General features: G+C 45.2%; 8 protein-coding genes. 6 read left to right on the plus strand and 2 right to left on the minus strand.

The window, feature by feature from the left end; all coding sequences use genetic code 11:
* The first annotated feature begins 50 nt into the window (after positions 1 to 50).
* The 6 genes from smc (at position 51) to ICV39_RS05720 (ending at position 10,056) form a co-directional block, all read left to right on the plus strand.
* Positions 51 to 3,572 (plus strand): chromosome segregation protein SMC, encoded by a 3,522-nt coding sequence (smc, locus tag ICV39_RS05695; protein WP_215389189.1) that lies wholly within the window; start codon positions 51 to 53, stop codon positions 3,570 to 3,572.
* On the plus strand, positions 3,573 to 4,649 hold the full coding sequence (locus ICV39_RS05700; RefSeq protein WP_251372634.1) for a cell division protein ZipA C-terminal FtsZ-binding domain-containing protein: 1,077 nt from the start codon (positions 3,573 to 3,575) through the stop codon (positions 4,647 to 4,649).
* A gap of 8 nt (positions 4,650 to 4,657) precedes the next feature.
* Positions 4,658 to 6,673: an NAD-dependent DNA ligase LigA gene (ligA, locus tag ICV39_RS05705; RefSeq protein ID WP_215389190.1), complete on the plus strand. Its 2,016-nt coding sequence runs from the start codon at positions 4,658 to 4,660 to the stop codon at positions 6,671 to 6,673.
* A gap of 73 nt (positions 6,674 to 6,746) precedes the next feature.
* Positions 6,747 to 8,378 (plus strand): FAD/NAD(P)-binding protein, encoded by a 1,632-nt coding sequence (locus ICV39_RS05710; protein ID WP_215389191.1) that lies wholly within the window; start codon positions 6,747 to 6,749, stop codon positions 8,376 to 8,378.
* A 13-nt stretch (positions 8,379 to 8,391) separates the two neighbouring features.
* Entirely contained in the window at positions 8,392 to 9,588 is a 1,197-nt protein-coding gene (locus ICV39_RS05715; RefSeq protein WP_215389192.1) for a multidrug effflux MFS transporter, read from the plus strand.
* A gap of 3 nt (positions 9,589 to 9,591) precedes the next feature.
* On the plus strand, positions 9,592 to 10,056 hold the full coding sequence (locus ICV39_RS05720; RefSeq protein WP_215389193.1) for an NUDIX hydrolase: 465 nt from the start codon (positions 9,592 to 9,594) through the stop codon (positions 10,054 to 10,056).
* Here ICV39_RS05720 and ICV39_RS05725 read toward each other — a convergent pair.
* The gene (locus tag ICV39_RS05725; RefSeq protein WP_251372635.1) at positions 10,045 to 12,612 is read right to left on the minus strand and encodes a [protein-PII] uridylyltransferase; all 2,568 of its coding nucleotides are present in this window, start codon (positions 12,610 to 12,612) and stop codon (positions 10,045 to 10,047) included. The genes ICV39_RS05720 and ICV39_RS05725 overlap by 12 nt on opposite strands.
* Positions 12,613 to 12,643: 31 nt before the next feature.
* A complete protein-coding gene (gene map, locus ICV39_RS05730; RefSeq protein ID WP_215389195.1) occupies positions 12,644 to 13,480 on the minus strand; it encodes a type I methionyl aminopeptidase in 837 nt (278 codons plus the stop codon).
* Positions 13,481 to 13,697 lie beyond the last annotated feature (217 nt).

Genomic DNA, 13,697 nt, shown 5'->3' on the forward strand with positions numbered 1-13,697 from the left:
TAATTTTTAGCCCTTTATTTAGAACCCCTTTTTTCCCTGCAAAGTACGCCGTGCAACTGAAATCCATCAAACTTTCCGGCTTTAAGTCTTTCGTTGACCCAACTCATTTTGAAATGCCTGGCCAATTAATTGGTGTTGTAGGCCCAAACGGTTGTGGAAAGTCCAACATTATTGATGCTGTTCGCTGGGTTTTGGGTGAATCCCGCGCCAGTGAATTACGTGGCGAATCGATGCAGGACGTCATTTTTAATGGCTCTGGTTTACGCAAGCCATCAGGTCGCGCCAGCGTTGAACTCATTTTTGATAATTCTGAAGGTCGTGCGCAAGGTCAGTGGAGCGCATTTACTGAATTGGGTATTAAGCGCGTATTAACGCGTGACGGTAATTCTAGTTATTACGTCAATAACCAAGTGGTGCGTCGTAAAGATATTCAAGATATTTTCTTGGGTACTGGTATGGGCCCAAGAGGTTACGCGATTATTGGTCAGGGAACGATCAATCGAATTTTGGAAGCGAAACCAGAAGAGTTACGTGTATTCCTTGAAGAAGCAGCCGGCGTTTCTAAATATAAAGAGCGTCGCAAAGAAACTGCAGCTCGTCTTGAAGATACCGTAGAAAATTTAACGCGTGTTGAAGATATTCTGCGCGAACTCGATCAGCAGCTGACTCGTCTCGAAAAGCAGGCAACAGTTGCAGAGCGTCATGCTGAACTTTCTGCGCAAATGAAATCGCAGCAACAGCTTTTGTGGTTTGTCCGTCAGACCGAGGCTGGTAAAGAGCAAGAGCGCCACGCCAACGGTATTCGTGACACCCAAGTGAATTTGGAAGAGCAAACAGCCAAACTGCGCCACTCTGAAGCTGAACTCGAAACAATGCGTACTCAACAGTACGCCTTGCAAGACAAGGTATCTGAAGCACAGGGTGAGCTGTATCAAACTAATGCTGATGTAAGTCAGGTTGAGTCGCAAATACATTACGTTCAAGAGGCACGTCAACGCTTGCAGCAACAAACTCAAGATCTGCAAGCTCAGTTACAGCGCTGGACAGTCCAAGAAACTGATGCTGCACAGGCACAACGTACAACCGAACATGAGCTCACATTAGCAAGCGAAAAAGAGCAAACACTATTAACAGAATTAAATGGCTTGCAAGAGCAAATGCCAAGTCGCGATGAGGCTTACCAGGTTGCATCTCGCGAGTTAAATAATGCACGCGAAGCTTTGGCAACAATCGAGCAACGTCTCGCGAGTTTAGGTGAGCGTATTCGCTCGATGTCTGCCCAGGCTGATGAGCTTAAAGGGCGCGAGACACGTTTAACGAGCGAACTCGATGGTATGCGTCGCCCTGATGCTGAAGCGTTACAAATGGCGATTGATCGCCATGCGATGGCGCAACGCAAGGTTGAGGAGGCAAGGGCACGCGCTGGCGAGACTCAGCAACGCGTTCCAGCTGCCGATGAAGCTCGTAATGCCGCGCAGCAAAAGATTCAAACAGCTAATCAGGAATTGGCTCAGACTGAGGCCAAGTTAACGGCTTTAGCAGCTTTGCAAGCAAGCGTACAGGCACAGGGCAAGATTGGTCCATGGCTAGAAAGCAAGGGACTTAAAGAAAGCAAGCGTCTCTGGCAAGAGCTAAAAGTCGAGAGTGGTTGGGAAGCCGCTCTTGAGTCTGTATTGCGTGAGCGTTTGGCTGCGGTTACTGCAAAAAGTGTTCAAGAAACATTAGCTTTAGCGAATGATGCGCCTCCAAGCCGTTTGGCAATTTTACTTACAGAGGAAATTAGTCCTGCGCATACCTCCGCCCCAGCGGATTTCACGCCCTTACTCAGTCGTGTTCAAAGTGCTGGTGCTGCCCGCTTGACTTCAGTGTTGCAAGAGTGGTTAGACAATATTTATATTGCTTCTAGCCTTGAAGATGCTTTGCATCGTCGTGAAAAGCTTCCTGCTGGTGGCGCATTTGTTACTCAGCAGGGTCATTTAGTAAGTCGTGTCGGTGTTCAGCTTTATGCGGCTGACTCTGAACAGGCTGGTATGTTAGCCCGCGCGCAAGAGATGGAAAGTCTTGAGAAGCAGTTACGCGCTCAGCAATTAATGCAAAGTGAATTGCAGGGCGAGCTTGACCAGTGTGTGGCGAATTACCAAGCCGCTCATCAGGCTGCAGAGCAAGCCCGTATCGCCGCTGAGCAGTCTGTACAAGAGGCCCATGGGTTTGAAGTAGAAAGAATGCAGTTGACTCAAGCTGAAGAGCAATACAGTCAACGCGCCGCTCAAATTCAGAATGAGTTAAGTGAACTGCGTCAGCAAATGGAGCAATTGAGCTTGACCCATGAGCAAGCAACTACAGAGCTAAATCAGTCTGAGGATTCTAAGCAGGGGCATCAAGAGGCATTGGCGCAAGCTCAAGAAAAATTAGAGCTCACTACGCAAGAGCGTGATCGGCTACGTGAGTCTTTGCGGGTTTCCGAGATGGCCGCTCAAGAAGCCGCATTTGCCACTCGCTCATTACAACAACGTATTGCCGATTTACAGCGTGATCAAAGCACTGCGCGTACTCAGATCATGGAGATTCAGGATAAGCATGATCTAGCAACTCAAGAGCTAGAGACGCTGAGTGATGAAGAGGCCCAAGAAAAGTTACAGGGCCTGTTATTAGCTCGTAGCGCACGTGAGGCTGCTTTAGCAAATGCCCGTACGGAACAGGATGCTCTATTGCATCAATTGCGCGAAGCTGATGAAGCCCGCATGCAAATTGAGCGTAGCTTGCAACCAATGCGCGATAAGGTAGTTGATCTGCAGTTGCGTGAACAAGCTGCACGTTTGAATTATGAGCAGTTCGCGACATTGTTGGCTGATGCAGAGGCTGATCTAAGCGCATTAGAAGCAAACTTTAGTCCCGATCTGAAGATTGGTGCGCTACAAAGCGAAGTGAATCGCCTCAATACTGAAATTCAGTCTTTGGGCCCAGTCAATATGGCCGCGCTGGATGAGCTTGCAAGCTCACGCGAGCGTAAGCAGTTCTTAGATGCCCAATCTGCAGACTTGAATGAAGCAATGCAGACTCTAACAGATGCGATTGCCAAGATCGATGCTGAGACGCGTGATTTATTGCAAGGTACCTTTAATCAAGTGAATACCCACTTTGGAAAACTTTTCCCAGAATTGTTCGGTGGTGGGCACGCTGAATTAGTCATGACTGGCGAAGAAATTCTAGACTCTGGCGTTCAAGTAATGGCGCAGCCTCCAGGCAAGAAAAACAGCAGCATTCATTTGCTCTCTGGCGGTGAAAAAGCCTTAACTGCAATTGCTTTGGTTTTCTCGCTATTCTTATTGAATCCAGCGCCATTCTGCTTACTCGATGAGGTTGATGCGCCATTGGACGATGCAAACACCTTGCGTTACGCGCAGATGGTTGCCAAAATGTCTGAAAAGACACAGTTTGTATTCATTTCGCACAATAAGATCACTATGGAAATTGCCCATCAGTTAATTGGTGTCACGATGCAAGAGCAGGGCGTATCTCGTATTGTTGCTGTAGATATTTCTTCAGCGGTTTCAATGGTGGAGGCTGCTTAAGTGTACGTAGAACAAATCATGACGATGTTGGGTTTGTCTGATTTGCAGTTTGCGTTGGCCGCTATCGGCTTGCTAATATTGATATTAGTTGCCGTTCTCAATTGGAAATACTCTCGTGCCCGTCGCAAGGCAAATGAGCAAAGCGCATACGTATTTGATGATCGCATTGCGCGCGAGCCATCCTTTGCTAAAGGTTTCGCTGATGTTGATGCGGTGGATCGTGTAGAGCCTAGCTTTGGCGATGTGAGTAACGTAGCTGGATCTATGCCTGAAAAATTTGCAATCGATCCACGGATTGACTGCGTGATCACACTTCGCTTCGATGAAGCAATCTCTGGCTCAGAAATTCTTACTGAAATCCAAAATTGGACTGATTTGAACGCGAATTCTGCGATTCGGTGGAGTTGCGAAGGTCTGAATGCAGATCAGGATGCTGCAGAAGATTGGGAGGAGCTCAGATCAGAAGCCTCCTATTCCGAGTTACAGCTAGCAATTCAATTAGCAAGTCGTCGAGGCCCTATTGGTGTTCTTGAGTTATCAGATTTTTGTTCTCGAGCACAGGCTTTGGCAGATACATTAGGCGCTCAAATCGACATGCCAAGCGTTAATACGATGCTGGAGAGCGCTAAAGAGCTGGATGCTGTAGCCGCGGAAAGCGATATTCAACTAAGCATTAATGTTTTATTTGATGAGCCTTGTCCTTGGGGAAATTTTGACGCTCTGATGCGTCAGCGCGGTTTTAAATTAGCGCGCAATGGTCGTGGCTATGAATTTTTAAGCAACGGCAATCTCATTTTTAATAGCACCGACCTGGATCCAAATAGACCTGTTACACAATTGACCTTGTTGCTGGAAGTTCCTTTGGTGGTACAAGATCAACGAGCTTTCGAAAGAATGTTGGGTGAGGGCGTCGAGATTGCGCAAGCAGCGCATGGCCGCTTAGTCGATGACAATGGTATTAATCTCAGTGAAGCAGCTGTGATTAGTATCCGTCAGCACCTTGACATGCTTTATGCCAATCTCGAGAAGTCTGGTATTGCCGCAGGCTCTTCTACCGCCAGTCGTCTCTTTAGCTAGGAATTACCTTGTCGTCCAATAGTCCGACAAACTCAGCGGAGCGTTACGCTTTTCTGCAGGCAGAATTGGCTCGCTTAGAGCATGCCTATTACGTTCTTGATAACCCCTTATTACCAGACATTGAGTACGACAAGCTTTATCGCGAGCTGCTAGATATTGAAGCGGTCCATCCAGAATGGGTGACCCCTGAATCTTTATCCCAACGCGTTGGAGGCGTTGCATTAAAAGAGTTTGACTCGGTAACGCACGAAGTGCCAATGCTATCTCTCAATAATGCATTTGAAGAAGCAGAGTTAGTTGCATTTGATCGTCGCTGTCGAGAAGGCTTACATGCCGATCACGTCGCTTATGCTGGTGAGCTCAAATTTGATGGTCTGGCAATCTCCTTGCGTTATGAAAATGGCTCTCTAGTGCGTGCTGCCACCCGAGGGGACGGTGCTAGTGGAGAGGATGTCACTGCCAATATCAAAACGATTCGTGCAATTCCATTGAAATTAATTGGTAAAGACATTCCTAAAGTCTTGGAAGTGCGTGGTGAGGTATTTATGTACCTCAAAGATTTTCAAAAAATGAATCAACATGCTGCTGCTTTAGGAGAAAAGGAATTTGCAAACCCTCGTAATGCAGCTGCTGGTAGTTTGCGTCAGTTGGATTCCAAAATCACGGCTAAACGACCCCTCTCTTTCTTTGCATATGGCCTAGGCGCACTTGAGCCGCAATCATGGCTCCCCAAAACGCATGAAGAATTGCTCAACAAATATGTTGAATTGGGGTTGCCTGTTTGCTCTGAGCGTAAGGTGTTGCTCTCCGTCCAGGATATCCTCGATTTCTACAATGCTGTTGGAGCTAAGCGCGATGAATTGCCTTATGACATAGATGGTGTTGTCTACAAGGTGAATTCATTTGCAGAGCAGGCCAAGTTGGGCTATGTCTCCAGAGCACCTCGATTTGCATTGGCGCATAAGTATCCCGCTCAAGAGGCGCTCACAACCGTTTTAGGTATTGATGTTCAAGTAGGTCGTACTGGAGCGATTACACCTGTTGCCCGCTTAGCGCCTGTTGAGGTAGGAGGCGTCACCGTTACGAATGCCACACTTCACAATGAAGATGAAGTTAGACGTAAGGATGTTCGGATTGGTGATACGGTTTCTGTAAGAAGAGCTGGCGATGTAATTCCTGAGGTGGTATCAGTTGTTAAAGATCGTCGCCCTAGTGATGCCAAAGAGTTTCAGATGCCAGCTCGTTGCCCAGTATGCGATTCTCACATTGAGCGCCTTGCAGATGAAGCTGTTGCTCGTTGTAGCGGCGGTTTATTTTGTGGTGCCCAGCGTAAACAGGCGCTGATTCACTTCGCCCACAGAAGGGCTATGGATATCGAAGGCTTGGGTGAAAAGATCGTGGATCAGCTAGTTGATCAAAACTTAGTCAGAACACCGGCAGATCTCTATCGTTTGGGTTTCACCGCTTTAGCTAATCTCGAGCGCATGGGTGAGAAGTCTGCTGATAATCTTATACAGGCAATCAATCAGTCTAGAAATACAACCTTAGCAAGATTCATCTTTGCCTTGGGTATTCGTCACGTTGGTGAAACTACGGCTAAAGATCTGGCGAATCATTTCCAGTCGATGCATGCATTAATGGATGCAAACATGGAAGCCTTACTAAGTGTTAAAGATGTAGGCCCTGTCGTTGCTGATTCCATCACAAGTTTTATGGAAGAAGCTCACAATCGTGAGGTCATTGAGCAGCTTTTGGCTTCGGGCATGCATTTAGCGGTAGAAGAAAAAGTGATCAGCGCTGCTGTGGCGGGAAAGACCTTTGTTCTTACGGGCACATTTCCAACTATGACTCGTGATGAAGCAAAAGAACTGCTCGAGAAAGCAGGTGTAAAAGTAGCTGGTTCGGTATCGAAGAAAACAGACTACGTCGTTGCTGGAGCTGATGCAGGCAGCAAACTCACTAAAGCAGAAGAGCTGGGCGTGCCCATCATTGATGAGGCGGGTATGTTGGATTTACTTAAGTAGTCCATTTCTTACGAAAAGATCAGGTAGCTATAAGTTAACCCCGTCGATAAGCTAAAAGCTTTTGAGGGGGAAAATGAATAGAAATCTATCAGAAATATTTCAATACAACATTTCTTCAGTAAGTAAGAGAGCCTCATTATTCAGGGCTAATGGCGAGTTCAGGATTGCGATTGTGGGATGCGGCGCAGCGGGCGTTTCTACGCTCTTTGAGTTGCTGAAAGAGCTTCCATCTATAGGCGAACAAAAAGTAAAAATTGTAATTTTCGAAAAAGGCCCTGCATTTGGTCCTGGATTTGCATATCAATGTGACAGTAAGGAGCTATTAATGAATATGATTAGCTCAACAACCTCAATCATCCAAAATCAGGAGAATGATTTTTGGAATTGGGTGATAGATCAGGGATGTCACTTTGGCGACGATCAGATTTTTTCAAAAGCAGGCATTGCACCTGATGGATATGTCTCACGTCAATATTTTGGCGCCTATCTGAGAAGTCGACTGGAGAAAGTTACCTCAGCGCTTGAAAAGTTAGGAATTGAGACCGTTCTAATTAATATGGAAGTGCTGAATATAGTAGCCCTAGATAAAAATCGCTTCAAGGTTATTTTCCCCAAGAATTGTTCTGAAGAGTTTAACTGCATAATTTTATGTACCGGGAATGAAGCCCCCGAAGATATATTTAAATTAAAAGGGGCAAGTCAGTACGTTAATAACCCTTACCCAACGACTCAATATCTACAGTTAATAAAAAGACATGAGAGTGTGGGGATTATTGGCGGGCAACTTACGGCTGCTGATATTGCAGTCGTCTTAGCGAATCAAAGTCACCAGGGCCCAATCTACTTCTTTACTAGAGAGAATAATTTTCCACTAATTCGGTCACGAATTAAAAGACATGATCTTAAATATTTGACCCTTAGTAATCTCAATAAATTAAGAGAGAAAAATGAGATCACTATTCGTAGCATTTTAAGATTGGCGCGTAAAGAATTTTTGGCAACAGGCGTTCGGTGGAATTCATTTTTTAAACCATGTAAAGAGGAATATAGTTCCTGGATTCATTCCTTATTGTTAAATGAATCTAATTTTTCCTCATGGCAAAGTTTTGCGATTGAGACGGATTCAGTCATTGGAGAATATTGGAATTCATTGAGTAATGCCGATAAAAGTCTATTCACGAGAAAATTTCACCGATCATGGTCCACAAAAAGAGTTCCCCTGCCAAAACATACGGCTCTAAAATTGCTCTCCCTCTTTAGATTGGGCATTCTCAGACACTATTCGAATTTACAACGAATAGATTCGTTTGGCAGAAATAAATTTGTTGCAAGTATTTCCTGTCCACAAAAATCAGTCACAAATAATCAAATTTTTTGTGACTGGGTTATTAATGCATCAGGGCCATCTAAATCTATCAATGGTTCGGAGTCGGTTCTAATTAAAAATTTGCTTGAGTCCAGTTTGGTTGCTAAAAATTTACATGGTGGAATCAGTTTGGATTATGAATCTTCTCTTGTAATGGATGCAAATGGAGAGAAGGTTAATAATTTTTACGCTATCGGCCAGATAACTGCTGGGACATATTATTTCGTCAGTTCTCTCGATATGGTTTCACTTAGGGCAAAGGCTGCAGTCAATCATTTAATTACTCGTCTTGGTAATGATGATTACAGGCTAAAGCAGGACAGTCTCTATGCGCCCTAGCGGAAAATTTCTCATGCCGATCTTACTGTTGCTTGTAATCTTGCCAATGATTTCAACGGATATTTATCTTCCAGCAATTCCCTCTATAGAAGAGCGCCTGGAGATTAGCGGCCCAAATATCCTTGATACTTTGACATCCTACATGCTTGGATACTCCTTTAGTTTGATAATTTCAGGAGTTTTGTCTGATATCTACGGCCGCCGACGGGTAGTTTTGGTGGGAATGGCGCTATTCTTCATTGCAAGTGTTGGTTGCTTTATGGCGTCCTCTATTGGGCAATTAGTAGTGTGGCGGTTTTTTCAGGCACTCGGAGGGGGTTGCGGTACCTTAGTGGCTAGGGTGATCGTCCGTGATACATACACCGCTGATACTCAGGTGAGAGTATTAAGTTATTTAGCTTCGGGTTTAGTGGTGTCTCCTATTTTGGGGCCCATCATTGGCGCCTATCTCTCGATTTATTTCGGCTGGAGATCAATATTTCTTGCCCTAATAATTTTATCTTTAAGTACTTGGGTGCTTATATTGTTCAATCTAAGAGAGAGTCTCACTTTGAGTCGTCCCATAAAAACCTTCCAATTTGGCAAGGTTTTATCGCAATCCCTTATCTTGTGGGGTCATCGTGAGTTTGTATTTAATACTTTGATCATAAGCTTTGCTTGGGCAATTTACTTCACTTTCATCACATCATCTCCTGCTTTAATTCAGGGTATTCATAAAGCTAGTGCCGTTGAATATGGATATATATTCTCTGCAACTATCAGCGGTTTTGTATTTGGAACGATTTTTATACGTTGGATGATTTCTACTTTCAATTTAAAGCGACTTGTAATTCTTGCTGGATTTATTATCTTGATTTCAACTTCAGCACTAAGTGTTATGTCGGTAATTGGTGTGGAAAGTCTCTTACTTAAATTAGTCTCAGTTTTTTCATCCTTATTTGGAATTGGCGTTGTTTTTCCTGCAACACAGGCTGGTGTGGCAAGATCCTACAATGACAATATAGGACTTATTTCAGGTATTTTTTATTCAACCGAAATGCTTTTCGGAGCCATTTTTGGGTTTGTATTATCCAGAATTGGAAGTCCTAGTTGGGAGTCAACATCATTAACGATGTTGATTGCATCTCTTTGTATCGTTGCCCTTTGTCTTTTTGATAGCCGCTCTGATGTGAAGACTTTGCAAATTTGGTCGAAGATATCATTTAAATAAGCCATGAATATATTCAATATAAATTTTGGAATAGAGGCAATATTGAGATCCAATAATCCCTGTTCTAGGACGAATCAAGATGGCCACATTACTGCCAGCGGTTTGGTTATTCGGGAAAATAAGGTCTTATTGATCTTTCATCCTTATATTAAAAAGTGGTTTCAGCCAGGTGGCCATATCGACGAGGGAGAGTTGCCAATTGAGGCGGCGATTCGTGAGGTTTATGAAGAAACAGGCTTAGTTTGCGTTGCTGATGCTGAGAATCCAGAGCCAATTGATGTCGATGTTCATGGAATACCCGCTAATCCCGCAAAGAACGAATCAGCCCATCTGCACATCGATCTTCTTTATCAGTTGAAAGTACTGCGTGAAGAAAAGCCTCTTGAGAACATAGACTGCGCTTGGTTCTCTTTTGATGAAGTAGAAAGCACTCGTATTCAGAGGGCCTTAAACCGCTTAAGCGCTTAACGCTTCAAGCAGCTCAGTCTCTAATTGAATCTGCAGCTTTGGATTTTTCCCAAGGTTAGCCGCATCTAATAGCAACACGTCCTCAACACGCTCACCAAGAGTATTAATTCTGGCAGAGTGAATAGAGACTTGGTGCTTTGCTAGAACTCTGGAGATTGTGTACAGCAAGCCAGTTCGATCGCTTGCGGAAAGGGCAAGTGTGTAATAGCGTCCACGATCGTCCGGCATCATATGAACACGTGGCTGAATTGGGAAGATGCGTGATTGCCTTGATAGGCGACCCATACTTGGATTGGGCAAAGGATCGGCTTTTGAGAGTGCAGCAGTCAGCTCGAACTCAACTAGTTGAATCAGATCGCGATAGCTGCCGCCTTCATCTACAAGATTACTTCCTGAAATCTGGAAGCTATCAAGAGCATAGCCATGATGCGTTGTGTGAATGCGGGCATCCCAAATGGAGAAGCCATGCCTTTCAAAGTATGCGCAAATCCGAGCAAATAGATCCTCTTGATCTTTTACATAGATAGCAACTTGCAATCCCTCTCCAACAGGTGAGAGTCTTGCCCTCACAATCGGTTGCTCTGTATTAACCTTGTTGTACAGGTGACGGGTTAGCCAGGCAATGTCAGAAGAATCTTGCCTTAGGAAGAATGCAACATCTAATTGCTTCCAGAGATCCTCATAGGAAGCATCGTTGATTCCATAAAGCCGCAGCTTGGCTCGCGATTCTTCTTGGTGCAGCGCTAGCTCGGATGAAGCATCGGGTTTTGCGCCGCCCAAAACTCTCAAGGTGGCACGATAGAGGTCTTCAAGTAACTTCCCTTTCCATGCATTCCACACTTTAGGGCTTGTTCCACGGACATCGGCTACGGTTAAAAGATATAGAGCGGTGAGATGTCGTTCATCACCCATCTTCTTGGCAAATGCCTTCACAACATCGGGGTCGGTAATGTCTTGTTTCTGAGCCACCTGACTCATATTGAGGTGCTCAGCTACCAACCACACCAAAAGCTCAGTATCTTTTTTATCTAAGCCATGTTCTTTCGCGAACTTGCGCATATCGGCTTTGCCAAGTTGCGAGTGATCACCGCCGCGGCCTTTTGCAATATCGTGAAAGAGGGCGGCGATAACGAGTAGCCAGGGCTTCTCAAAACGAGCAATTAAGCTGCTACAGAATGGGAACTCATGAGTATGCTCAAGCGTCATAAAGCGACGTACATTACGCAACACCATCAAGATGTGTTGGTCAACGGTATAGACGTGGAACAGATCATGCTGCATTTGACCCACGATTTTTCTGAATGCAGGCAAGTATCTTCCGAGCACGCTGCTACGGTTCATGAGGTGAAAAGCTCGACTTACACCTTCTGGTTGCTTCAGGATTTCAATAAATAGTGCTCGATTAATGGGGTTGCTACGCCACTTGGCATCCATTTTTGTGCGAGCGTTATAAAGTGCCCTAAAAATAGTGGCAGAGAGGCTCTTAACACTAGCAGTTTGCGCAAACACCAGGAAGGTTCGCAGAATTTGTTCTGGGTGTTTTTGAAAGAGCTGCGGATCCGTGATGTCTAGAACACCTTGACGCTCAATGAAGAATTCATTTCCCTCGCCAGGGATGGGGTGGGTGGTTTTTGATTCTTGCGGAAACAGAAGTGCTTCAATGTTTTGAAGTAGGACGTCATTTAGCTGGGTAACTGCTTTGGCCGCCCAGTAATAGCGACGCATAATGGCTTCGCTTGCGCGGCGCGATGATTCTTCTTCGATGCCCATGGCGTGAGCTAGGGGGGATTGCAGATCAAAAGCGATAACGTCTTGTCTACGCCCTGCTATCAGATGTAGATTAGCGCGTAAGGTTTCCAATAGTCGTTGATTGCGATTGAGTTCCGTAAGCTCTCGCTTGGTGATTAAGCCAGCTTCATGCAAATCTTTGAAGGTGTTACCGAGCAGGGCTGCTTTACTGACCCAGGAGATCACCTGCAGATCACGTAAGCCGCCAGGACTTTCTTTACAGTTTGGCTCTAGAGAATAAGGGGTGTTTTGATATTTGTAGTGACGTTGGATCTGTTCTGCTAATTTTGCTTGGAAAAATGAGCGTGGATCCATTGCGCCTTCAAAAGCTTTAGCAAATTCCTTAAAGAAAGATCTTTGCCCGCAAAGATAGCGTGCCTCGAGTAGAGAGGTTCGAACTGTGATGTCTTGTTCCGATTCAGAGATGCATTCCGCAACGGTTCTCACTGAAGAGCCAATTTCTAATCCAGTATCCCAGCAGTTTGCAATAAATTGCTCTACTTTTTTTGCTACCCCTTCAGCCTCTTTGCTCTCATTCGGAAGCAAAATCAAGATATCAATATCGGAGTAGGGAAATAAACCACCTCTGCCATATCCGCCGACAGCAACTAGCGTTGCTGCATTACTTAAATCGCAAGCACCCCACATTTGAGCGAGTAATTGATCGGTAAGTTTGCTTAATTGCTTGGTAAGTTTGCCTACCGCCTGCGTTTGCTTGAATTCTGCATATGCAGTCTCGCGTGCAGAGCGAAGGCTTTTCGCATCCATGATCTTGCTTGTCGTTACCGACGAATTCATATTAGGTGCTAGAGGTGGATGGTCTAAATGAAAGGCCTTTGACGCAGTCAGGGGGAGGGTTGCTACCCTCAGACCAAGTAAGTACTTCAACGCCAGTATTGGTTACTAGGAGTGTATGTTCCCATTGCGCGGACAGACTACGATCTTTTGTTTTTACTGTCCATTGATCTGGCATCGTGCGAATTTCACGACGACCTGCGTTGATCATGGGCTCAATCGTAAATGTCATGCCAGCTTGTAATTTTTCGCCAGTGCCAGGACGACCATAGTGCAGAATTTGCGGGTCCTGATGAAATACTTTTCCGATGCCGTGACCACAATATTCACGAACAACGGAATAGCCGGCTTTCTCTGCATGCGTTTGAATTACGTGACCAATGTCGCCAAGGGACGCGCCGGGTTTTACTTGTGCGATGCCAAGCCACATGCATTCAAAAGTAATTTGCGTGAGTCGCTTTGCCATAACGGATACTTCCCCCACCATGAACATGCGACTGGTATCACCGTAATAACCATCGGGGGTGATCACGGTGATATCCAAGTTGACTACATCCCCATTCTTGAGAACTTTGTCACCAGGAATCCCGTGGCAGATCACATCGTTTACTGAGGTGCAAATCGATGCTGGAAATGGAGGGTAGCCAGGTGGCTGGTAATTGAGTGGCGCAGGAATGGTCTTTTGAACATCGCGCATATAGGTGTGGCAAATGCGATCTAGCTCGCCTGTAGTGACACCCGCTTTGACATGGGGAGCAACATGGTCCAAAACTTCACTGGCTAAGCGACCAGCTTCGCGCATCCCTTGGATGTCTTTTTCTGCAGTAAATACACTATTCATGCCTTGATTATCAACGACTTGAGTGGATTTTTCTGAGTCTAAATGCTCAAAAATTAGGCAATATTCCCTTTTTTAGGGCATTTAAGATGGTTAGCACCCCTATCAGCCCAGGATGGGAGTGGGCTCTACCTAGCTAGATCATTGATATTCAAGCTATAATTTCGCTCTCAGGTCTATTTTGGACTTGAAATCGCGAGTTGAGCCTTCCAGGGTGGCG

The sequence above is a fragment of the Polynucleobacter sp. MWH-UH25E genome, assembly GCF_018687095.1.
Classification (GTDB): Bacteria; Pseudomonadota; Gammaproteobacteria; order Burkholderiales; family Burkholderiaceae; genus Polynucleobacter.